The following is a 22439-nucleotide window of genomic DNA, read 5'->3' as shown; positions in this document are numbered from 1 at the left end:
GAGACTGACCCACTGCTATCGGAGCATAGCTATCTACACAACTCTCAAAGGCTTATACATAACTCTGTGGTGAGCGGGCTTGTCCCGCGCTGGGCTGCGCAGCAGCCCCAAAACCAGGCAACTTGGTTTTTCTGAAAAAACGCGGTGGCTTTGATGGGGCTGCTTCGCAGCCCAGCGCGGGACAAGCCCGCTCACCACAACAGCCCAGTTGCCATAGATTCAGTATCCACGGGAAGTTGTGTAGATACCTATGGCTATCGGAGGCAAGCCTCCTCCCACATTTTTAACCTCATCTACCCTGAGATCACTGCATCCAGGGCGGCGGCGGTGGCTCGTCCGGCACTTTGCTAGATGGCGCATCGTCTGCCGCTCGAATCGCCTGCTTGCGCTCTTCATCCAGCCGCGCCGCTTCAATCTCGCGGATCACGCCGCCCACATCCGCCAATTCTTCCGGCTCGTCGAACTCACCGGTCAAGACGCTGGCCGGGTGCAAGGTGCCGGCTTCGTACAGCGCCCACATTTCCTTGGCGTACTTGGTCTTCTTCAACTCCGGGGCAAAGCGTCCGAAGTAGGAAGCCATGTTGCCCACGTCGCGCTCCAGCATGTTGAACGCATGGTTGTTGCCCGCCGCATCGACCGCCTGGGGCAGGTCGATGATCACCGGGCCGGTAGGCGTCAGCAGTACGTTGAACTCGGAAAGGTCACCGTGCACCAGGCCGGTACACAGCATCAGCACGATCTGGGAAATCAGGAAGGCGTGGTATTCGCGCGCCTGATCCGGCTCCAGTGTCACGTCGTTCAGACGCGGCGCCGCATCGCCGTATTCGTCGGCCACCAGTTCCATCAACAGCACGCCTTCAAGGAAGTCGTAGGGCTTGGGCACGCGAACGCCCGCGCCGGCCAGGCGGAACAACGCCGCCACTTCGGCGTTCTGCCAGGCATCCTCGGTTTCTTTCTTACCGAACTTGGAGCCCTTGGCCATGGCCCGGGCCTGACGGCTGTTACGGACCTTACGGCCTTCCTGGTATTCGGAGGCCTGACGAAAGCTTCGTTTATTCGCCTCCTTGTAAACCTTGGCGCAACGCAATTCGTTGCCGCAGCGCACCACATAAACAGCTGCTTCTTTACCACTCATGAGAGGGCGCAGCACTTCGTCGACCAGACCGTCTTCGATCAGGGGTTCAATGCGTTTAGGAGTCTTCATCAGCTTTTATTGTGGGTCCTTTATTACCAAATACGCGTATGGCACTCGTTATACGGCAATCGGCTCGCCGGTGGGAGGGGCTACCGACCGTTGATTGCTTAAGAATGCATCCAATATGCCAGTTTCAACGCTCAATGATCGCCGTCACGCCTTGGCCGCCTGCGGCGCAAATCGAAATCAGCCCACGGCCCTTGCCTGCTGCATCCAACAATTTAGCCAGGTTGGCAACGATGCGCCCACCGGTGGCGGCAAACGGGTGGCCGGCGGCCAGGGAACTGCCCTTCACATTGAGCCGGCTGCGGTCGATGGCACCCAGCGGTGCGTCCAGCCCGAGGCGGGTCTTGCAGTAGTCCGCATCTTCCCAGGCCTTGAGCGTACACAACACCTGAGCTGCGAAAGCTTCATGAATCTCGTAGTAATCGAAGTCCTGCAACGTCAGACCATTCCTCGCCAGCAGACGCGGCACCGCATACACCGGCGCCATCAACAGGCCTTCGGCGCCGTTGACGAAATCCACCGCCGCCGCTTCGCCGTCGCGCAGGTACGCCAGGATCGGCAAGCCCCGCTCTTTCGCCCACGCCTCACTGCCCAGCAGCACCAGGGATGCACCATCGGTGAGCGGCGTGGAGTTGCCGGCGGTGAGCGTGCCCTTTTCGCTGCGTTCGAAGGCCGGCTTGAGGGCGGCGAGTTTTTCCGGCGTCAGGTCGGGGCGCAGGTTGTTGTCGCGGGTCAGGCCCAGAAACGGGGTGAGCAGATCGTTGTGCCAGCCTTCGGCATAGGCGGCCGCCATTTTCTGATGGCTCTGCAGTGCAAGCTGGTCCTGCTCGGCGCGGGGGATCTGCCAGGTCTGCGCCATCAACTCACAGTGCTGGCCCATGGACAAACCGGTGCGCGGCTCGCCATTGCGCGGCAGTTCGGGCTTAAGGTGATGGGGACGAAGTTGTAACAGGACTTTTAATTTATCCGCCATGGATTTGCTGCGGTTGGCTTGCAGCAGGAGCTTGCGCAGCCCTTCATTCACCCCAATCGGCGCGTCGGACGTCGTGTCGACCCCGCCGGCGATGCCGCATTCGATCTGGCCCAGGGCAATCTTGTTGGCCACCAGCAATGCCGCCTCCAGCCCGGTGCCGCAGGCCTGTTGGATGTCATAGGCCGGGGTTTGCGGCGACAGGCGCGAGCCCAGCACGCATTCGCGGGTCAGGTTGAAGTCCCGCGAATGCTTGAGCACCGCACCCGCGGCCACTTCGCCCATGCGCAGGCCGTGCAGGTTGTAGCGTTCGATCAAGCCTTCCAGCGCGGCGGTCAGCATCGCCTGGTTGCTCGCGGTAGCGTACGGGCCATTGGAACGGGCGAACGGAATGCGGTTACCACCAATGATCGCTACACGGCGCAATTGAGTCATGGAAAGCTCCCTCTGTCTGTTATGGGCTTGATCAATGAGCCTAGTCGAACGACTGCTACCCTGGGATGGTCAACCCTTTGAACCCCAGCCTTCGGAGAGCGTTCCATGTCTGACCGTTATATCGACTTCGCCAACTCAAGCCTCGGCCATCGTCTGGTCGCCGCCCTTGGCCTGCCGTCACCGGTACGCCTGGAACGCTGGCAAGCCGGACGCCTGCGCCCGGTAGACGGTGCACTGCTGCTGGGCGGTGGTGCCCTGGCGAGCAAGGTGCAGGCATTTGCCCACAAACTCACTGACGCGACTTACACCTACGGCGCCGAGTCATCCACTTGGATTCCCGGACACGGCCCCAAGCTCAAGGCCGTGGTGTTCGATGCCAGCGAGTTGCAACACACCGACCAGCTCAAGCAACTGCGCGAGTTCTTCCAGCCGCTGATGAAAAACCTCGCCAACAGCGCTCACCTGGTGATCCTCGGCCGCGCTCCGGAAAGTCTCAGCGAACCGTTTGCCGCCAGCGCCCAACGCGCCCTGGAAGGCTTCAGCCGTTCACTGGCCAAGGAATTGCGCAACGGCGGCGTGTTGCAACTGCTGTACGTCGGCGAGGGTGCCGAGGACCAGTTGGAAGGCGCGCTGCGTTTCTTCCTCTCGCCGAAAAGCGCCTACATCTCTGGCCAGGTGATCCGCCTGCAGGCTTGCGCCACCCCCGTCGAGGATTGGACCCGCCCACTGGCCGGACGCAAAGCGCTGGTCACTGGCGCGGCGCGCGGCATCGGCGCGTCCATCGCCGAAACCCTGGCCCGCGACGGTGCCGAAGTCATCCTGCTGGATGTGCCGCAAGCCAAATCCGACCTCGAAGCCCTCGCCGCGCGCCTGGGTGCGCGCACCGTGGTGCTGGATATCTGCGCCGAAGACGCCGCCGGCCAGTTGATCGAACACTTGCCCGATGGCCTCGACATCCTGGTGCACAACGCGGGCATCACCCGTGACAAAACCCTGGCCAACATGACTCCGGAATATTGGGACGCGGTGCTGGCGGTCAACCTCAATGCGCCACAAGTGCTGACCCAGGCGCTGCTCGACAGCGGTCGCCTACACGACAACGCCCGCGTGGTGGTGCTGGCCTCTATCAGTGGCATCGCCGGCAACCGTGGGCAAACCAACTACGCCGCGAGCAAGGCGGGTTTGATCGGACTGGTGCAGGCATGGGCGCCGTTGCTCAAGGAGCGCGGGATCAGCATCAACGCCGTGGCGCCAGGGTTTATCGAAACCCAGATGACCGCGCATATCCCGTTCGCCCTGCGTGAAGCCGGGCGCCGCATGAGTTCCCTGGGCCAAGGCGGTTTGCCCCAGGACGTCGCCGAAGCCGTGGCCTGGCTCGGCCAGCCGGGCTCCGGCGCGGTCAGCGGGCAAGCATTGCGGGTGTGCGGGCAAAGTCTATTGGGAGCGTAAATATGGAATGGCAGACCTTAGGCAATACTCCGTTTCTGCCGCCGTTGTATTGGCGGGCGGCGCTCAAGCGCAAAATTACCGGCAGCACGCTGCCTGAGCAGGGCGTGCGCTGTCGGGTCAGCGTCAACCCCGGGGAAGTGGCGGCGTATCGCAAGGTCTGCGGCTTTGCCGACAGCCCGATCCTGCCGGCGACCTATCCGCACATCCTGGCGTTTGGATTGCAGATGCAGCTGCTCACGGACAAGGCATTTCCCTTCCCGTTGCTGGGGTTAATCCACCTGAGCAATCGCATTCGCATCCATCGACCGCTGGGCGGCGTAAACGAGCTGTGCATCGCTGTGCACACGCAAAACCTGCAACCTCACGCCAAGGGCGCAACCTTTGAGGTGGTGACCACTGTCGAAGATGCTCTAGGCGTGCTGTGGGAAGCCGAGAGCCGGATGCTCTGCCGAGGCGTAAAACTCGAAGGCGAAGCAGCCGATGACACCCAGCCCACTCCTGCGCAGATCAGCGAACTGACCCGCTGGAAAGCCCCCACCGATATCGGCCGTCGTTACGCGAGGGTCTCCGGCGACTACAACCCGATCCACCTGAGTGCGCCGACTGCCAAATTGTTTGGCTTCCCCCAGGCCATCGCCCATGGACTCTGGAACAAGGCGCGCACACTTGCGGCCCTCGGTGAGCACCTGCCCGCTGCCAATGTGGAAATCGACGTAGTGTTCAAGAAGCCGGTGCGCCTGCCCAGCGAAGTGATATTGCACAGCAGCGCCTCCGGTTCCAGCGGTGAATTACTGCTGAAAGGCGCCGCAGACATTGAACATATGCTGGGTAAATGGCGGCCAATCGCATAAAAACCGCCGATGTCGGACGAGGCTCTCGACAGCCTCAACCGCAAGCCGCGGTATTCCTTGAGCTTCAGTTATCAACTCTGACGAGGTGCACAGTGCTCACGAGGATGAATGCTTTTTGAGCGGAAACAGGTTATCCAACGTATCGATCAACCGCACCAGGTAGATCGGCTTGCGAAACAGGTCGAGCACCTGCAGGCGCAACATGTCACTCATATCATCCATCTCGGCATGACCCGACATCACAATCACGGGCAGGTGCGAGCGTGAGGTGTGTTCGCGCAGGCGCTTGATCAAGGAGATCCCGCTTTCTTCGGGCATGCGCAGGTCGGTGATGACCAGGGCAATATCCGGGTGAAGTGTCAATTCTTGCAAGGCGAAGGTGACGGAGGTGGCGGTAAAGCAGACGAATCCCTCGTTTTCGAGAGATTCGGCGAGCTCGATCAGGGCGTCCTCTTCATCGTCCACCAATAAGATTTGCTGGCGTGAAGAAGATGCGCTCATGGCCGTACCTGCGAGGGAAAAGATCGAATGACTGGCACAACCTGGCATCAAGTCCCTGTTGGCATTTTGGTCGACATGTTGGTGAAGATGGTACTTATCTTGGTGCCCAATCCGGTCCCTGCACCGACAATGACAAGGGCAACCAGCGCCACAATAATGGCGTATTCAATACCTGAGGCACCCTCGCTGCGTTTGAAGAACAGTTGCGTCTGCACGTAAAGCTTCACTATCAGGTCAAGGAACATATGACTTCTCCCTAAAGCGCCACGGATTGCCGGTACGGCTCTAGCACGATCTACGCGGCGTGCCACTAGAGCATTGTCAACAAACCTTGGGCTCACAACTGTAATAACGAGTTAATCACAAAGTATTAGTCGCAAAGTTGGCGTCATAAAACCAAGCGTTCAAGGAGGCGGATCTTTAGTTCCGGTAAATTTTTTGTCAGGTAATGGCATTTCGTCCTAGCTGAGCTACCTTCAAATAGCCAAATCGTTAGATGTTCATCACAGCCAGGTTGCGAATTAACTCGTTTGGATTGGCGGGACTGTAGTGCAACCGGAAAGGGAGAGCCGTCATGAACAGTCGTATCAGCATGATCCTGGCTGGCGTGCTGTTGGTCGGGGCGTTGATCGCGGGGTATTGGGGGCTGGTGCTGAGCCGCCAACCCGCCCCCGTCGCCGAACCTGTCATTTCTGCTGAAAAACCCGCCGCTGACGCCGAAGACCAGACCCGCCTCCCGGTCGTGGTGCTGGTGCGCGATGTGCCGCCTTTCGTGGCGCTGACCGAAACCGACCTGGCCGTGGAAAAGCTGCGCACGGTGCCTGCCGGCAGCCTGACCCAACTTGACCAGGCGATCGGCCGCACCCCACAGCGCCCCCTGAGCGCCGGCACTTGGCTTAATCAGGAAAGCTTCAGTACGGGCGGCCCGCTGGCCCGCATGATTCGCCCCGACGAGCGCGCACTGGCGGTTGCGGTCGATGAAGTGGTGGGTGCCGGTGGCCAACTGAGCCCCGGCGATTACGTGGACGTGCTGCTGTTTCTGCGCCAAGAGCCGGGCAACGCCGAGCCGTCGGCGCAGATCGTGGTCCCGGCGATGCGCTTGCTCAGCGTCGGCGACCAATTGGGTCTGACCAACGATGGCCAACCCGCCATGCCGCCGCCGGTCACGGCCGAAGAACGTATCCAGGCCGCGCAACGCCGGGCCGCTGCACGCAGCGTCGTGCTCGCAGTGCCGGAGCCTCTATTGAGCCGCCTGATGCTCGCCACGCAAGCCGGTACGTTGCGCCTGGCCGTACGCAGCGCCGACGAGCAACTGCTCAGCCGCTATTGGGCCGGCGACAGCGATGCGGCGCAAAAACTGCAAAGCGCCAACCGCGACCTCTACCAATTCACCCAACTGGCCATGAGCGCGCCGCCCAAACGCGTCGCCGTCGCCGTCACCAGCGGAGGGCCAAGCGTACGACGTGGCATTGAAGTGATTCGCGGCGCCCAAGCGGCGCCGCAAAACCCGTGATTGAGCAAGGATGCCTTGAATGAGCCATCGCTATGCCCCGCTGTTCACGCACATCGCCTGCGCCCTGATGCTGTCGAGCCTGTCGGTCGGCCTCGCAGTGGCGGCGCCGGGCAACTGCAGCGCCCTGGGCCAGTTGCCTGCCGTGGTCGAGGTGGGCGAAGGGCTGCAACAGGAACTGCAGTCGCCGGTGGCGATTACGCGCCTGGCGATTGGCGACCCGAAGATCGCCGATGTGCGGGTCCACGGTGACCGCAATTTTCTGCTCACCGGTGTCGGCGCGGGCGCCACCAGCCTGCTGGTGTGGACCGCCTGCGCCAGCGCGCCGCGCCAGAGCATGGTGTTCGTCAAGGGCAAGGCTACGTCGGCGCTGACCAGCCTGTCGCTGTCGCCGTCGGAGGACCCGTCACTGCCCAGCCAGGTACAGACCGATATCCGCTTTGTCGAAGTCAGCCGCACCAAGCTCAAGGAAGCCAGCACCAAGTTTCTCGGCATGGGCACCAACTTTTTCCTCGGCAGCCCGAACTTGCTGTCGCCCTCCGAAGGCGTGTTCAAACTGCCGGTGAGCACCGACAGTTTCAACGTCGGCTTTGGCGGCGGCCGCGTCAAAGCCATGATCAACGCCCTGGAACGCAGCGGTTTTGCCTACACCCTCGCGCGCCCGAGCCTGGTGGCCATGAGCGGCCAGAGCGCGACCTTCCTCGCGGGCGGCGAAGTCCCGGTGCCGGTGCCCAGCGCAGGCAGTGACACCATTTCCATCGAATACAAGGAGTTCGGCATCCGCCTCACCCTGACCCCCACCGTGATCGACCGCAACCGCATCACCCTCAAGGTGGCGCCGGAAGTCAGCGAACTGGACTACAGCAACGCGGTGGTGATCCAGGGCATCCAGGTGCCGGCCCTGACCGTGCGCCGCACCGACACCAGCGTGTCCCTGGCCGATGGTGAAAGCTTCGTGATCAGCGGCCTGATCAGCAGCAATAACCGTTCGACCATCAGCAAGTTTCCAGGCCTGGGTGACGTCCCGATCCTCGGTGCGTTTTTTCGCGACTCCAACATCAACCGTGAAGAAAAAGAACTGCTGATGATCGTCACGCCGCACCTTGTCCAACCGCTGGCGGCCAACGCTCGCTTGCCCTCTTTGCCCGGCGAAAAACTGCGCAGCTACGACCCGAACTGGTACCGCATGTTTTTCCTCGAAAACGGCAACTTCGACCGTCGCAGCGGACTGTCCCAATGAGCGATAGCCTGAGCCAGACGTTTCTGGCAATCACCCGCAACGACACCGACCTTGAATGGCTGCAGGGCGCCCTTGCGCCACTGGGCCAGGTGGTCAGTGCCGGCAGTGGCTCGCTGGATGAATTGCTCGCCCTGGTGGACGTGACCTTCGCCAACCTGGTGTTCGTGGGCCTCGACCGGGAAAACGTGGTGGCCCAGAGCGCATTGATCGAAGGTGCGCTGGAGGCCAAGCCGATGCTCGCGGTGGTCGCCCTTGGCGACGGCATGGACAACCAGTTGGTGCTGAACGCCATGCGCGCTGGCGCGCGGGATTTTGTTGCCTATGGCTCACGCTCCAGCGAAGTCGCCGGCCTGGTGCGGCGCCTGAGCAAGCGCCTGCCGCCTGTCACGTCGAATGCGCAACTGGGCGGGCTGACCGTGCTGTATGGCACCCAGAGCAATGCCGACGGCGCGATGCTGGCGACGCACCTGGCCATGGTGGTGCAGAAAAGCGGGCAACAGACGCTGGTGCTGGACCTCGGCCTGCCGCGCAGCGACAGCCTGGCGCTGCTGGGCCTGGAAAGCACCTTCAATTTCGGCGATGCGCTGCGCCATTTGCGCCGCCTTGATACCACGTTGATCAACAGCGCATTCACCACGGCCAAGGACGGCCTGCGTATCCTCGCGTACGCCACCGGCGACGAACCGCTCAAGCTCACCAGCGCGGCCGAACTGTTCATGTTGCTCAGTGCACTGCGCCAGCATTTCCAGCACATCGTCGTCAACATCACCGGGCAACCGGACAGCGAAGCGCTGCGCACCTTTGTCAGCCACTGCGACAAGCTGCTGTGGTGCACCGACCAGAACGTCCTGGACTGTCGCCGCAACCTGGCAGTCCTCAACCGCTGGCGCGACAAAGGCATGAAGCTCGATCACGCCAAGCTGGTGATCGATCGCTACATCAAGTCATGCGCGCCCGACACCGAAGCGCTGGAAAAAAGCTTCGGCCTGCAGTGCATCGCCGTCCTGCCCTTGAGCGCCGAACTGCGCCTGAACGTGAAAAACCAGGGCCAGACCCTGTTTGTCCTGGCGCCCCGCGAACCCTTGACCCAAGCCGTGCGCGCCTTGGGCGAGCGTCTGGCGAAACGCTCCGAAGGCCTGGAAAAACCGTCAATGCGCTGGTTTGAACGCATCCTGGGGGCTGGACGATGAGCGGCGAAAAACTCTTCGGCGGGCCCGCCCGCAACGCCAATGGCAAAAGCGATAACGACGGCCTGAAGCTGGTGCTGCATCGCTACATCATCGACGCCATTGAAGAGTCGGGCAGGAACCTGCTCGAAGGCACGCGCCAATCCCTCGCGCAATTTGTCATCGACAAAGTCTCCGAATACATCACGCGCATGCGCCTGGCAATCTCGCGCTACGAAATGGAGCGGCTGGCCGAAGAGATCGTCGACGAACTCACAGGTTTCGGCCCGCTGGAAGTGCTGCTGCGCGACCCGTCGGTGACCGAGATTCTGGTCAACGGGCCGCATCGGGTATTTATCGAACGCGAAGGCCTGCTGCACCAGAGTGACCTGCGTTTTATCGACGACCATCACGTCGAGCGCGTGATGCAGCGCATCCTTGCGCCACTGGGCCGACGCCTCGACGAGTCGTCGCCGATGGTGGATGCGCGTCTGCCCGATGGCAGCCGGGTCAATGCGATCATCCCGCCGATAGCCCTGGACGGGCCGTGTCTGTCGATCCGCAAATTTCGCAAGGACATGCTCAAGAGCAGCGACCTGGTAGCCATGCAGACCATCGACCAGAGCATCTTCGAGTTCTTCCAGGAGGCCGTCGGCAAGCGCTGCAATATTCTGATCAGCGGCGGCACGGGCACCGGCAAGACCACCCTGCTCAATATCCTCAGCCAGTTGATCAACCCCCGTGAACGGCTGGTGACCATCGAAGACGTTGCCGAACTGCAACTGGGGCACCCCCACGTCGTGCGCCTCGAAACCCGCCCGCCGAATGCCGAAGGCCATGGCGAAGTGCGGTCCAGCGACCTGATCCGCAACGCCCTGCGGATGCGCCCGGACCGCATCATCCTCGGCGAAATCCGCGGCGTCGAAGTGCTCGATGTGATGACCGCGATGAACACCGGTCACGACGGTTCCATGAGCACCGTGCACGCCAACAATGCGCAGGATGCGTTGCTGCGCCTGGAAACCCTGGTGGGGTTGACCGGTCGCGTGGTCGCGGAAAAAACCCTGCGCCAGATGATCTGCGCCGCACTGGACGTGATCATCCAACTCACGCGCATGCCCGATGGCCGCCGCTGTGTGAGCGAAGTGGTGGAAGTGGTCGGCGTGCGCGATGACGTGTATGTCACCAATACCCTGTTCCGCCTGGACCGGCGCACCGGCTTCGGTTTCCTGCGCGAAGCCATCCACCCCGCAGGCGACAAACTGCGCCGCGAATCGGCCTTGCCGCTATAGGGGGCGCTGAATGACCGGACCCTTGCTGCTGCTTATTTGCCTGCTGCTGATCGGCCTGTCGCTGTGGCTGTTCGACAACAGCCTGCGCAAGGCCCAGACCGACCGCGTGCTGGAACGCCTGGGCGACGGGCAGCCCGAGACCGCCGAAGCGAGCACGTCCTGGAGCGGTCTTGAGCGCATGTTCCTGCGTGCAGGGCTGGGTAAACCCACCGACCGCCTGGGCCTGTGGTTGAGTGCGTGGGTGATCGGCGCCCTCTTCGGCTACCTGCTGGGCGACGGCTGGGGCCTGTTCACGATGATCGTCGGCCCGCCGTTGGTGCTGCGCCTTTACATCGGTTGGCGTTACCAGCGCCGCGTACAGCGCATGGTCGAGCAACTCCCGCAGTTGCTCGACCACAGCGTGCGCAGCCTCAAATCCGGCAGAACCCTGGCCGACGCGGTGTTGGGCGGCATCGAAGGTGTCGAAAACCCACTCAAGGAGGCCATGGGCCGGGTACAGCGTAACGTGCGCATGGGCGTCAGCCTGCCCGACTCGGTCAGCGACTTCGCCGAGTTCTACGAACAGGACGAGTTTCGCCTGTTCGCCCTGGGCCTCAAGGTCAACCACCGCTACGGCGGCAATGCCAGCGAACTGCTGGAAAACCTGATCAGGATGATCCGCGAGCGCGAACAGGCCTCGCGCCAACTCAAGGCCATGACCGGCGAAACCCGCATGACCGCCTATGTGCTGGGCGGGCTGCCGATCTTGATGGTGGCTTACTTCATCCTGGTCAACCCCGGCTACCTGATGACCATGTGGAATGACGACACCGGGCGCCACATGTTGCTGGCTGCCACCGCGATGGACCTGACGGGCACGTTCGCCATGTGGCGCATGTTGAGGAGTGTCTGAGATGGTGCTTCTGGTGGGTGCCCTGTTGTTTCTCGCGGCGCTGGTCCTGGTGGGCGGTCAGTTGCTGGAGCATCGGCGCCGCGAGCGCCGGGTGACGGAACGCCTGCAAGGGCGCATCACCAGCGAAGCCAGGCTCGGCTCGCTCATCCGGCTACTGGGCGCAAGCTCGCTGGCCCAGGGCTCGGTGAGCCTGGACAGCGAAACGCAGACCCTGCTCAACCGCGTAGGCTGGCGCAAATCCAGCCAACGCTCGTTGTTTGCCGCACTGCAGATCGGCGTGCCGTTTGTACTGATGGCCTTGACCCTGCTTGGCCAGGAACTGCTGTTCCCCGAGGTGGAACCCGTGTGGATCGCCCCGCTGCTGGCCCTGGGCGTCGGCTACCTGCTGCCCAAGCGCGTACTGGCCACCGCCGCCAGATACCGCCAGCAGCGCATCGCCAGGGAAATCTCCACGTTTATCCCGCTGCTGCGCATCCTGTTCGAGTCGGGCATGGCGATTGAACAATCGTTGCGCGTACTGGGCAGCGAGGCGCAACGCTTGCTGCCCGACCTTACCCACGAATTGCGCCTGATCCTGGCGCGGGTCGATTCCGGCCTGGAACTGGGCGAGGAGCTGGGCAAGACCGCGCACTTGCTGGAAGTCGACGAGTTCACCGACACCTGCGTCATCCTCCAGCAGTTGATCACCCAGGGCGGCGGCGCAATGAAGTCCCTGCTGGCGCTCAAGCAATTGCTCGACGACCGGCGCCTGACCAATCTGCAGGAATTCATCTCGAAGATGTCGGCGAAGATGTCGGTGGTGATGATGGTGTTTCTGTTTCCGGCATTGTTGATTGTCCTCGGCGGCCCGGCCTTTATCGGCATCGCCCGAGCCCTGGTCCATTTTTAAGGAGCACCCGATGAAACCACTGATTGCCGCCATGGCCCTGCTGCTGCTCGGCGGTTGCGCCAGTAACGGGCAGACGCCCTGGGCCTCATTCATGTCGCCCAGCAGTTGCGCCAAGCCCAGTTCGGAACAGGACCTGGCGCTGAACCTGGCCGACGACATGGCCAACGAAGACAAGCTCCACGCCAGCCTGGCCAACCTGCAAAGCCTGCCCGATACGCTGCCCCAGGTGCGCCAGCGCAAGGCCCGCGCCTATCGCTTGCTGGGACGCAGCGAGGCCGAGCCGTTGTACCGCAGCCTGATCGGCACCTGCATGGCCGCCGAGGGTGAACACGGGCTGGGGCAATTGGCGGTGGCGCGGGGCGACAACGCCCAGGCGCTGGTCCATCTGCAAAATGCTGCGCGGCTGGCGCCCACCGACGAGAAGATCCGCAATGACCTGGGTGTGGTCTACCTCAACCAATCGCGTCTGGAAGAAGCGCGCTTTGAATTCTTGACGGCCATCGAGCTCAAGCAGAGCGACCCGCTGGCCGCCGTCAACCTGGTGACGTTGCTGATTTATCAGGACGACTGGGGACAAGCGGCCAAAGTGGTCAGCCAACTGGGCCTGAGCCCCGCGCAAGTCACCGAAGCCCAGGCGCGCGCGGCCAAACTCAAGCGCAGCCCTGCACGCAAAGTCGCGGCCGTCGCCGATGCCCTGCCCGTGACGATCAAGTAAGGAGTCGAGTATGAAAGCCCATTTACTGATGTGCCTGAGCCTGCTGCCGCTGGCCGCGGCGGCCATCGAGCCGGGGCCTTCGTCCCCACAGCAGGCTGAAACGGAAAATTGGCTGGCGCTGCAGGTCAATGGTCTCGCCGCGTCGCCCACCCCGCAAACCACCACGCCGGCGGAACGCGAACAGGCCCTGCAACGCTGGCTGGACAGCAACAAGCATCCGATCCCGGAATACTTCGAGTCGAAATCCAGCTCGTCCGGCGGTGGCGACAGTAAATGAAGTGATGAGCGTCAGTGCGCCGTGACCCGCTGACGCATGACCGAGTTGCTCGGCGACAGCGCCAGCGCCAGTTGGGTGCGGTTGTGCATATGGGTCAGGCGCAACACCTGCGACACATACAGCTTGACGGTGTTTTCGGTGATGCCGAGTTCGCAGGCGATCTGGTAGTTGGTCTGCCCCTTGCCCACCAGACGGGCAACGTCGAGCTGACGCGGTGAGAGCTGATTGAACATGGCCGGGATTTCCACCGCCGCAGGCTCTTCGCCGACCGACTCGGCCGCGTCCGCCACGCTCGGGCTGCGACGCACCTTGTCGAGATCCTGATACAGATCGTTGATGGATTCGGAAAGGTATTGCAGCTTCAGGTTCAGTTGCCCCAGGTGCAATTCCTTCTGACGCTCCTCCAATGCGGCTTCCTGGCGCTGCAGGCCTTCGAGCAGTTCTTCGAGGTCGATCGGCTTCTGGTAGTAGTCCGAGATGCCGGCGCGCAGGGCCTTGATCACGTCCTGTTTATCGGCACGCCCGGTGAGCATGATCGCCTCGAACGCACGATGCTTGCCCGCGATGTTCTGCATCGTCTGGACCAGTTCGATCCCATCCATGTCCGGCATGTGCAGGTCGCACAACACCAGGCCAATCTCCGTGTCTTCGGTGAAGCGCTGCAAGGCATGGCGGCTGGATTCGCAAGGGACGCAGCGATAGCCGCTATTTTCGATAAATTCACAAAGCTCCTCGACGATCAGTGGTTGATCGTCGACCACGAGCACTTTTACAGCCGAAGTGAGCTTGTTCACACGTTACTCCATGCCTGGCAAGCCAAATGATTGACCTATCCCTTTTCGACGCAGAATGTGAATCATCTGCTCAATAAACCTAGCCCTACTTTCCGACTATGTACATAGCGATAGAGGCCTTGTGCGACTAGTGGATCCAAAACCAATACAGGGCAAAACCTGTCAATACAAACGGTGCGAAAGGCTGCTTTCTTGACGTGCGCCTCGTCGCTGTTTCATGGCGCGCGCCAAGCCCTTGATGCACAAGCGACCAGGCCGCGAGCAGCGCCGCTGCAAGAATCAGCGACCACAGCAAATGATTCACCGTGGTGGCCAATCCCAGCGCCGCGAGCAGCTTTACGTCCCCCGCGCCGAACCGGCCCAGCGCGTACCCCGGCAAGGTCAACAGCAAGGCCAGCCCCAGCGCCCACGCGCCCTCGCCCGCGGGCGCACCCAGCCAGGTGCAGCCCGTCCACACCACATACAGCAGGGCCAGCAGCGCCGCGCCGAGGGTCAGCCCGTTGGCGATATGCCGCTGACGAAAATCCTGCACGGCACAGACACTCAGCCAAAGCAGCAACACCGCGCCATGGATCACGTAAAAAACATCCCTTTTTGCTGAATGATTCTATGCTGATATCAAGTAGTAGCCGTCAGGGTAGACGCAGTCATGAAAACCAGCCTCCCTAGAACGCAAAAAGGTGCCGCGGCGATTGAGTTCGCCTTGGTTTTCGGGATCTTTTTTGCGGTGTTCTATGGATTGATCAGTTACAGCCTACCGCTGCTGTTGATGCAATCTTTCAATCAGGCGGCAGCCGAAGCGGTGCGCCAGGCTATGGCGGTCGATCCAGTGGCTGCCGGCACCGCGTATGGCACACAGGTCACCCAACGCGCCAAAGACACGGTCGTCAGCCAATTGAGCTGGATCCCCGCCAGTTTCAACTTTCAGAGCAGCTACATCAGTTCAACCTACGTCGGCACCACCCTGACCGTGGCGATCAGCTACCCCACCACTAATCTGTACTCCGTGTTCCCGGCGCTGGTGATACCCGGCGTGGGCACCGTCCCCAGTCTGCCGGCCAGCCTCTACGCGCGTTCGAGTCTGCAACTTTGACGGCGGGGGACAACCTCTTCGGGCGCCTGTTGGGCCGCACCGACGCCCTGGCCCGCGAAATAACGGCCATGCCCGCAACCGGGCTGCACGTGCACCTGGATCAGCTGGGCCATGTCCTGCACATCGGCGGCACCCTGCGCTCGCAACTCGCCGCACCCGCCGCCAGCGAGCACAAGCCACTGCTGCGTGAGCTGCTGTGCGCGGCCAGTGTCCTCAGCGTCGAGGGCAACCCCGCTGATTGGCAATACCAGAGCCTGGACCTGGATTTCCAGGCAAGCGCCGGCAAAGTCCTGCATCTGCGCGGCTGGATCGAGCCCGACGGCGACGGCTGGAACCTGCACCTGATGGACGTCAGCGACTTGCTCGCCGAGCACCAACAGGCCGGCGATCGCGAGGAGAACCATCAGCTCGCCAGCCGCATGAGCGAGCATCTGCGCGTGTGCAGCCTGAGCCGCTTGCCGGAAGTGCTCAACGAACAACTGCGCAGCCTGTCGCAGCACTGGCACATTCCCTGTGTCGCGTTGGCGCTGCTGGATGATGAAACCCAGGGTTGGCGGATCTACAGCCAATACGCCGGCCACGACGCACCGACCTTGTGGCAGACCGACCAGCCCCTGGGCACCAGCCTCGACAGCGTCAATGGCAACGTCCCCTTGAGCCTGCCCAATGGCCGCAGCGACAACCCCCGGCTGCACAGCGTGTTCGGTGATGCCGACGGTTTTCTGGTGCCCTACCGCGATGGCCAGGGCGTTGCTGCGTGGCTGCTGTGCGGCTTTTATGATGGGCAGGCGCAGATCAGCAACACCGAATGGCTGCACCTGTGCGCCGCCCTCGCCGCGCCGCTGCTGAGCCGTTTGCGCGAGCAGCGTTACCATCAACAGCTGGAGCGCGTAGAAGCCTTGCAAGGCCTGCTCGGCACCGGCTGGTGGGAGTTGCTGCCGACCACCCGCGAAATCCAGCTCGCCCCGCAGTTGTTACGCAGCCTCGGCCAGGAAGACGGCGCCAGGCGCCAGCCACAGGCAGCCTGGCTCGAATTGATCCACCCCGCCGACCGCCAGGAGTTCGACAGCCGCCTGCACGATCTGCAAGTCCTGGGCAAACCGCTGCTCGCCAGCGTGCGCCTGCAACGCAGCGACGCCGACGGCCACCCGCTGTGGTACCGCGTGCAGGGCCAGGTGCTGGGGCTGGGCGACAGCCAGCGCTGGATCGGCGTGATGCTCGACATCAGCGATATCAAGAACCAGCAACTGCACGCCGCCGCCGCCCACGCACGCCTGGACAACCTGATCGCCAGCGCTCCGGCCGTCATCTATGTACAGCGTTATGTCAGCGGCGCGCTGCACCCGGCGTTCTTCAGCGACAGCCTGCTGCCGCTGCTGGGCTGGACCCTCGACGACTGCAATCACGACAACCTGCTGTCGTTGATCCACCCCGACGACCGCGATGTCTATTTCGAACGCACCCGCCAGTTGCTGCGCGAAGGCACCGTGCGCAGCCGCTACCGCGTACGCGACAAACGGGACCACTATCACTGGCTGCTCGACGAAGCCAAGTTGCTGCGCGATGACCTCGGTCTGCCGGTGGAAGCCGTCGGCCTATGGCTGGACGTGACCGAAGCGACCCTGGCCGCCGAGCACGTCAAGCAAAGCGAAGAGCGCTACCGCATCCTGGTAGAAGACTCACCGGCGATGATCTGCCGCTACCTTCCGGACCTGACCCTGACCTTCGGCAACACGCCGCTGGCCAACTACCTGGAATGCCCGCCGGCGCAACTGCCGGGGGTGAACCTGGGCCATTGGCTGTCGGACGAACAGCGCCAGGCCTTTGTGCAACGCATCCGCCAACTGACGCCGGAGTTCCCGGTGAGCACCGCCGAAATCAGCCTGGAACTGCCCGGCCGCGAGCACGCCTGGTGGGTGTGGTCTGACCGTGGAGTCTTCGACGCGAACGGCACACTGGTGGAAGTCCAGGCCGTGGGCCGCGATAACACCGAAGTACGCCGCTCCCAGCAACAACTGACCCAAAGCGCGAAAATGGCCACCCTCGGCGAAATGGCCACCGGGCTGGCCCACGAGATTAATCAACCGTTGAACGTCATGCGCATGGCCATCGTCAACGTGCTCAAACGCCTGAGCAGCGGCGACGCGCCGGTCGACTACCTCACCGAAAAACTCCAGCGCATCGACGCCCAGGTGCAGCGTGCGGCGCGGGTGGTTGACCATATGCGCGTGTTCGGCCGCCGCTCGGAAATCGAGCAGCAACCGTTTGATCCTGCACAGGCGGTCGAAGGCGCGTTGTCGTTGCTCAGCGAAGGGGTGAAGGGCAAAGGCCTCGATCTACGGGTGATACCGGCGGACTTCGTCGTGCAGGTCAACGGCTACGTCGATCAGCTCGAACAAGTGCTGATCAACCTGGTGGTCAACGCCCGCGATGCGCTGCTCGGCCAGCGTGAGAAAGATCCGCAGCTGCAGCCATGGATTGCGCTGCACAGCGAGCATGACAGTCGTCATGTGCGCATCTGGGTAGAAGACAACGCCGGTGGTATTGACCCGCGTCTGATGGAGCGGATTTTCGAGCCGTTCTTCACCACCAAGCCGATTGGCGTGGGCACCGGGCTGGGGCTGTCGGTGAGCTACGGGATTGTCGAGAACATGGGCGGACGCCTGAGCGTCAGCAATGGCGCCGACGGTGCGCGGTTTTGCGTGGAGTTGCCCATTCTTCAGATCACCAGATAGGCGCGGCCCATGTGGCAAGTGAGGTTGGCGCCGACTTCGGCGTTGCCCAGATTAATGCCCAGCGCCGCCAGCAGCGTGTTGACGATGGGATCGAGGATCGGCGCAAGCACGGTTTGGATCAGTCCAACCACGCTGCTGACGATTGACGCCAGTGCCGTCGTCACTGTGGCGGTGGGGTTGTTCGGCGAACTGCCGGTGGGCGGCACGTAAGTAACCTGCAAGCCGCTCAAGGTGGTGCCGAGGCTGTTGACGATGTTGGCGGTGCCGGGCGCGTTTTTATAGGTGGGTGTCGCGTTCATCTCCGCCACCGGCAGAAACACCATGGGGTTGGTCTGCGCCGCCACCGTGGTCAGGGCGCGCAGGTTCAAGCCGCCGCCGACACCAGCAGTACGCGGCCCGCAGATCAAGGTCAGCAGGCAGTATTTCTGGCCAAAATCGATCAGCCGGATCGGTTGCACAGTTACCGCCGCCGACGAAAACGCCGATACCGGGTCCACATAACCGACACCCAAGGTGGCAAGGGACGTGGTGGCCTGCACGGTCAGCGACTTGGTCGCCGGCGTGGCGCAACTGTAGTCGGTGACGTGGCTCTCGGCGCTGGCCGCTTCGATGTAAATCGACAACGTTTCGGTGATGTCCACATCCGCCACATTGCAGCCGACGACACACAAGATACCGCCCACCACAGCGGGCAGGTTCAGGTTGAGCAGGCCGCCGACCACCTTCGATACCGGGGTCGTCAAGCCCGCCAAGATGGACGAGACACCTGAGACCACTTTGAGGATCGGCGCCTGCACCACCACCAGGGTTCGCACTTGCGCGGTGCGCACGAAAATCTGGTCGGTTGGCGGGCTTTTCAACAGCCCGGCCTTGGCCAGCGCGGGGTTGCCTATGGCCGACAGCTGCGGCGCCTCAATCACCTTGGTCTGGATCGACACATTGCCCACCAGCGGAATACTCACCTGGGTCGCCGCACTCACCGCACTTTTGCTGCTGGACAACTGCGCCACCGCTTCCAACAGTTGAAACAGCTGCACATTGGTATTCAGCGCGGCGGCGGGCGTCCCGGTGGCGACTTTCAACAAGTCGCCTACTTTCAACAGTTGGGTAGTGGGGGCGATGGCCTTCACTGAGATCACATCGTTGATCACCGCCGTGGCCACCGCGCCATTTTTTTGCAGTACCTTCACGGTGGCATCGATCAGTTGGCTGGCGGACACGGCGGTGTTGAGCAATGCATCGTAGTCGCCAGCGGTCACGTTCAATTGCACCGCCAGTTGGTCAAGGAAGCCGAGCAGGTTGACGTTGGTCTGCAACAGTCCGTTCCAGCCGGCTGCCGTGATCGACAGGCTGCCGCCGAGCAGATTGCCGAGCGCCAGGTTGAGCAGCGGGGATTTGGTGGAATCGACCGTTGCCAGGCTGCTGCGAATCGTCAGTTGTGCGACCGGCGGTGCAAACGCGGCCACGGCGGTGGCGGTCAGCACCGTTTGCGTGGATATCGGCGTGCCGCTGAACATGTTCCAGATACCGCCGGCGATGCTGGTCATCACGCTGTTAGTCGCCACCACGCGGATTGCGTCGTTCTTGCTGGCATCGGCGGTGTAGACGCGGATATTGTTCGCGTTGGTTGCCAGTGAGCCGCAGGTCACGGCCAGGCCACGGGTGGTGTCGCCGGCGACCACGGTGAAGCCATTGCGGGTGGCGTTCTGTATGGCGAAGTCATTGGCGGTGGAGGTTGGCGTGCACACGCCGCTACGCCCCGCCGCTTCCAGGGCGGCGCTGTCGGCGATGGACTGCAATTTGCGCTTTTCCAGGTACAGGCGACCGCTGTCCACTGCCAGCAGCATGAAGACCATAGCCACGGCCAGGGTCCCCGCTGCCATCAAGCCAATCGCACCACGCTGTCTGAAACCAGATCGGGGAGACATCAAGGCACTCCTTAGCGCTTACTCTCCGTAGGTGCTGTGGAGTGTAGACAAGGCTTGGGAGGTGCGTTGGCCAGTGGCCATAAATTGCTGTTCGGGTTGATCCAGTGGCGGGGCCAGGTCAGTGCGGCGGGTAGCTGGAAAGGATGCGCGTCACCGTCGTGCGGATTGCGTTATTACGGTCCTGTGGGTTGGGCGTGCTGCTCATCATCTGTTCATCGCTGCCGCGCCACACCAGTTTGCCGTCCTTGCCGTCGAGCAAGTCGATCTGGAGGGTCGCGACTTTGTAGGTGATGTTGCGCGTTTCGTTGTACATCGGCGCGCCCCAGTAGCCGTTCCACGGGCCGCCCCAGGCGCCGCCGTAGTTGGTGGTGACTTGCTGCTGGCGGTCTTCGACGATGAGGTAGGCCTGTACGGTCAGGTCGGCCTTGGTACCGGCTGCAGCGGGGCGCAGGCCGCGTTGGTCGAGTTGCTCGCCCACGGCTTGGCGGATGCGTTGTTCGGTGAGGTCGCTCTTGATCCGTGGATCATCAGGGCGGTATTGCAGGGCCGGGTCTTTCCAGGCCCAGTTGCGGTAGGCGCCGAAGTCTCGGCTGGCGTCATAGTCGTGGTTGACCTGGCTGGTCTGGCAACCGCCCAGCAGCACGACAAAAGCGAGCGTAGCGATGCGACGAAACATGGTTTTTCTCCAAAAAGCGAACAGCGCTTGAAATGAGAATAGCGGTTAACGGGGCGGGTAGGCGCTCATGGCCTTTTGCACGGCCTGGCGCAAGGCATCGGCGCGTTCGCCGAGGCTGCCCTGGCTGGCAGTTTCGGCGCTGGTGCTCCACACGGGCTGACCGCTGCGGGCATCAAACAGGCTGACCCGCACCACGGCTACCGTCACCTCGTAAGTGCGCACGATCGGCGCCGAGTTGTACATCCCGTAGCCATTGCCGTAGCGGTTGTAGCCGCCGTAGCCGTAACCGTAGTCATCCTGGACTTGCTTGAGACGCTTCTCCAGGCGCACGTCTGCGCTGACCAGCACGTCGGGCGCGCGGTTGTCGTGCAAGGGCCGCAGGCCGCGTTGGTCGAGGGCGCCGCTGACGGCTTCGGCAATTTGCGCCGAATCCGCCCAGGCCGAGCCCGCCGGCAGTTGGCCGTTGCGCCACGCCCAATTACGGTAGGCGCCGTAGTCGCGCACCGGCGCAGGATACGCACTGGCATCAAAGGTGGTGGCCGCCTGGGCCGGCGCCGGTGGCAGAGGCGCAGACGCCGCCACATAAGGGTTGGGGCTGGAACACGCGCCCAGCCCGAGGGATAACAGGATCAAACAGAGACGACGCATTTCGACCTCCGCAGACTGGGCCGCTTAAACCGGACGGCAGATCCAGTGCAAATAACGCCCAAGTCCGGCAAAGCTTGGGTGACGACGGTGAGCGAGTTCCATCTCAACAAGGTCCTGTAAGTTCACGCGGGCCTGGAATTCCACCGGCATATAGTCGTGGAAAACGCGCACGCCACTTTGGCTTTCGACCTGCCATAGCCCGTCGAGTTGCGCCGCCAATTCGCGCGGGTCGAGGGGCTGTTGCGGGGTCAGGCTCTGCTTTTCGCCGGCCATGTCGTTCTTGCGCATTTTGCGGAAGTGGCCTTTGAGCAGGTTGCGATAAATCAGCGCATCACGGTTGTAGAACGCCAGGGACAGCCAGCCACCCGGCACCGTCAGTTGGTGCAGCACCGGCAGGATTGCATGGGGTTCGGCCAGCCATTCCAGCACCGCGTGGCACAGCACCAGGTCGTAAGGTTCGGTGAGCTGGCCGAGCAGGTCTTGCCAGGGCGCATGGATAAAGGTCGCCGTCTGCCCGGCCTCGGCGAAGCGCTGGCGCGCACCCTCAAGCATCGGCTCGGCGGGTTCGGCCAGGGTCACCTGGTGGCCGCGCTCGGCCAGCCACAGCGACATATGCCCCAGGCCCGCGCCGATATCCAGCACGCGCAAGGGGCGTGCCGGCAGGGCTTCAATCAAGTCGGCCTGAAGCACCGCCAGGCGAATCGCGCCTTTGGCACCACCGTAGATTTTCTCGGCAAAGCGCGTGGCCAACTGGTCGAAATGACGGTCACTCATGGGCAAACCGCCGTTCGCTGTCAGCCAGTTTGGCGCGCACCACTTCGTTCATGTCCAGGCCCAGCTCACTGCACAGCAGCAGCAGGTACAGCACGATATCGCCGACTTCCTGCCCGGCGTGGGCGAGTTTGTCGGCGGGCAACTGGCGGGATTGGTCTTCGGTCAGCCATTGAAAGATTTCCACCAGCTCGGCCATTTCCACGCTGGCGGCCATGGCCAGGTTTTTCGGGCTGTGGAACTGCTTCCAGTCGTTGGTATCGCGGATGCGATGCAGGCGTTCGGTGAGGTGTTCGAGGTTCATAGGGGGCTCCTGAAGGGGTATAGCTTCCGGGGGATGAGCCTTCAAGGCAAGTGAATCACTTGTGTGGGAGGGGCTTGCCCCCGATGAGCATGGGTATCTACA

At 62.5% G+C, this 22439-nt stretch carries 23 protein-coding genes; 12 read left to right on the top strand and 11 right to left on the bottom strand.

Annotation, left to right across the window (positions count from 1 at the left end; translation table 11 throughout):
* Positions 1 to 304: 304 nt before the first annotated feature.
* Together DNK50_RS06855 and DNK50_RS06850 are read right to left on the bottom strand one after the other, a co-directional pair.
* The gene (locus tag DNK50_RS06855; protein WP_112193264.1) at positions 305 to 1204 is read right to left on the bottom strand and encodes a PA4780 family RIO1-like protein kinase; all 900 of its coding nucleotides are present in this window, start codon (positions 1202 to 1204) and stop codon (positions 305 to 307) included.
* Between the two features lie 124 nt (positions 1205 to 1328).
* The gene (locus tag DNK50_RS06850) at positions 1329 to 2606 is read right to left on the bottom strand and encodes an acetyl-CoA C-acetyltransferase (protein WP_112193262.1); all 1278 of its coding nucleotides are present in this window, start codon (positions 2604 to 2606) and stop codon (positions 1329 to 1331) included.
* Positions 2607 to 2711: 105 nt separating this feature from the next.
* Between DNK50_RS06850 and DNK50_RS06845 the strand changes: the two genes are divergently transcribed.
* Together DNK50_RS06845 and DNK50_RS06840 are read left to right on the top strand one after the other, a co-directional pair.
* Complete coding sequence (locus DNK50_RS06845) at positions 2712 to 4055, top strand: 3-oxoacyl-ACP reductase (protein WP_112193260.1); 1344 nt, start codon at positions 2712 to 2714, stop codon at positions 4053 to 4055.
* A gap of 2 nt (positions 4056 to 4057) precedes the next feature.
* Entirely contained in the window at positions 4058 to 4906 is an 849-nt protein-coding gene (locus DNK50_RS06840) for a MaoC family dehydratase (protein ID WP_112193258.1), read from the top strand.
* Positions 4907 to 5002: 96 nt separating this feature from the next.
* Here DNK50_RS06840 and DNK50_RS06835 read toward each other — a convergent pair whose 3' ends face one another.
* Together DNK50_RS06835 and DNK50_RS06830 are read right to left on the bottom strand one after the other, a co-directional pair.
* Positions 5003 to 5407, bottom strand: a complete 405-nt coding sequence (locus DNK50_RS06835) for a response regulator (RefSeq protein WP_112193256.1) — start codon at positions 5405 to 5407, stop codon at positions 5003 to 5005.
* Positions 5408 to 5454: 47 nt separating this feature from the next.
* Positions 5455 to 5652, bottom strand: a complete 198-nt coding sequence (locus DNK50_RS06830; RefSeq protein ID WP_112193254.1) for a Flp family type IVb pilin — start codon at positions 5650 to 5652, stop codon at positions 5455 to 5457.
* A gap of 329 nt (positions 5653 to 5981) precedes the next feature.
* On the opposite strand from DNK50_RS06830, the gene cpaB reads away from it, so the two are divergent.
* The 8 genes from cpaB to DNK50_RS06790 are packed head-to-tail and all read left to right on the top strand — an operon-like array spanning position 5982 to position 13388.
* Positions 5982 to 6920 (top strand): Flp pilus assembly protein CpaB, encoded by a 939-nt coding sequence (gene cpaB, locus DNK50_RS06825; RefSeq protein WP_099583573.1) that lies wholly within the window; start codon positions 5982 to 5984, stop codon positions 6918 to 6920.
* 19 nt (positions 6921 to 6939) lie between these two features.
* Positions 6940 to 8157, top strand: coding sequence for a type II and III secretion system protein family protein (locus tag DNK50_RS06820; RefSeq protein WP_112193252.1), 1218 nt, complete (start codon positions 6940 to 6942; stop codon positions 8155 to 8157).
* Positions 8154 to 9347 carry a pilus assembly protein gene (locus DNK50_RS06815; RefSeq protein WP_099583575.1) on the top strand — a complete coding sequence of 398 codons (1194 nt, stop codon included), beginning with the start codon at positions 8154 to 8156 and terminating at the stop codon, positions 9345 to 9347. The genes DNK50_RS06820 and DNK50_RS06815 overlap by 4 nt, the downstream gene beginning before the upstream one ends.
* Positions 9344 to 10615, top strand: coding sequence for a CpaF family protein (locus DNK50_RS06810; protein ID WP_099583576.1), 1272 nt, complete (start codon positions 9344 to 9346; stop codon positions 10613 to 10615). Before DNK50_RS06815 ends, DNK50_RS06810 begins: the two co-directional genes overlap by 4 nt.
* 10 nt (positions 10616 to 10625) lie before the next feature.
* Entirely contained in the window at positions 10626 to 11507 is an 882-nt protein-coding gene (locus DNK50_RS06805; RefSeq protein ID WP_099583577.1) for a type II secretion system F family protein, read from the top strand.
* 1 nt (position 11508) lies between these two features.
* A complete protein-coding gene (locus tag DNK50_RS06800; RefSeq protein ID WP_112193250.1) occupies positions 11509 to 12396 on the top strand; it encodes a type II secretion system F family protein in 888 nt (295 codons plus the stop codon).
* Positions 12397 to 12406: 10 nt separating this feature from the next.
* A complete protein-coding gene (locus DNK50_RS06795; protein WP_112193248.1) occupies positions 12407 to 13111 on the top strand; it encodes a tetratricopeptide repeat protein in 705 nt (234 codons plus the stop codon).
* 10 nt (positions 13112 to 13121) lie between these two features.
* Positions 13122 to 13388 (top strand): DUF3613 domain-containing protein, encoded by a 267-nt coding sequence (locus DNK50_RS06790; protein WP_112193246.1) that lies wholly within the window; start codon positions 13122 to 13124, stop codon positions 13386 to 13388.
* 11 nt (positions 13389 to 13399) lie between these two features.
* Here DNK50_RS06790 and DNK50_RS06785 read toward each other — a convergent pair whose 3' ends face one another.
* Both DNK50_RS06785 and DNK50_RS06780 read right to left on the bottom strand, forming a co-directional pair.
* Positions 13400 to 14182 (bottom strand): response regulator transcription factor, encoded by a 783-nt coding sequence (locus tag DNK50_RS06785; RefSeq protein WP_112193244.1) that lies wholly within the window; start codon positions 14180 to 14182, stop codon positions 13400 to 13402.
* Between the two features lie 127 nt (positions 14183 to 14309).
* Positions 14310 to 14759, bottom strand: a complete 450-nt coding sequence (locus DNK50_RS06780; protein WP_112193243.1) for a prepilin peptidase — start codon at positions 14757 to 14759, stop codon at positions 14310 to 14312.
* A 72-nt stretch (positions 14760 to 14831) separates the two neighbouring features.
* Here DNK50_RS06780 and DNK50_RS06775 point away from each other — a divergent pair, with 72 nt between their 5' ends.
* Positions 14832 to 15275 (top strand): TadE/TadG family type IV pilus assembly protein, encoded by a 444-nt coding sequence (locus DNK50_RS06775; protein ID WP_112193241.1) that lies wholly within the window; start codon positions 14832 to 14834, stop codon positions 15273 to 15275.
* Positions 15272 to 18010, top strand: coding sequence for a PAS domain-containing sensor histidine kinase (locus tag DNK50_RS06770; RefSeq protein WP_112193239.1), 2739 nt, complete (start codon positions 15272 to 15274; stop codon positions 18008 to 18010). The genes DNK50_RS06775 and DNK50_RS06770 overlap by 4 nt, the downstream gene beginning before the upstream one ends.
* Here the strand turns inward: DNK50_RS06770 and DNK50_RS06765 are convergent.
* From DNK50_RS06765 to DNK50_RS06745, 5 genes are all read right to left on the bottom strand, one after another.
* On the bottom strand, positions 17995 to 19938 hold the full coding sequence (locus DNK50_RS06765) for a pilus assembly protein TadG-related protein (protein WP_112193237.1): 1944 nt from the start codon (positions 19936 to 19938) through the stop codon (positions 17995 to 17997). The genes DNK50_RS06770 and DNK50_RS06765 overlap by 16 nt on opposite strands.
* Before the next feature lie 118 nt (positions 19939 to 20056).
* Positions 20057 to 20614, bottom strand: a complete 558-nt coding sequence (locus DNK50_RS06760; protein ID WP_099583586.1) for a DUF4136 domain-containing protein — start codon at positions 20612 to 20614, stop codon at positions 20057 to 20059.
* A gap of 45 nt (positions 20615 to 20659) precedes the next feature.
* Positions 20660 to 21262 carry a DUF4136 domain-containing protein gene (locus DNK50_RS06755; RefSeq protein WP_112193235.1) on the bottom strand — a complete coding sequence of 201 codons (603 nt, stop codon included), beginning with the start codon at positions 21260 to 21262 and terminating at the stop codon, positions 20660 to 20662.
* A 24-nt stretch (positions 21263 to 21286) separates the two neighbouring features.
* Positions 21287 to 22036: a methyltransferase gene (locus DNK50_RS06750; RefSeq protein WP_099583588.1), complete on the bottom strand. Its 750-nt coding sequence runs from the start codon at positions 22034 to 22036 to the stop codon at positions 21287 to 21289.
* Complete coding sequence (locus tag DNK50_RS06745) at positions 22029 to 22337, bottom strand: MazG-like family protein (RefSeq protein ID WP_003188211.1); 309 nt, start codon at positions 22335 to 22337, stop codon at positions 22029 to 22031. Before DNK50_RS06745 ends, DNK50_RS06750 begins: the two co-directional genes overlap by 8 nt.
* Between the last annotated feature and the right edge of the window lie 102 nt (positions 22338 to 22439).

Origin of the sequence: Pseudomonas sp. LG1E9 (assembly GCF_003290225.1) — a bacterium.
Classification (GTDB): Bacteria; Pseudomonadota; Gammaproteobacteria; order Pseudomonadales; family Pseudomonadaceae; genus Aquipseudomonas; species Aquipseudomonas cyclaminis.
Note: the sequence above shows the minus strand (reverse complement) of the source record. Positions and strands in the feature narration are given on the sequence as shown.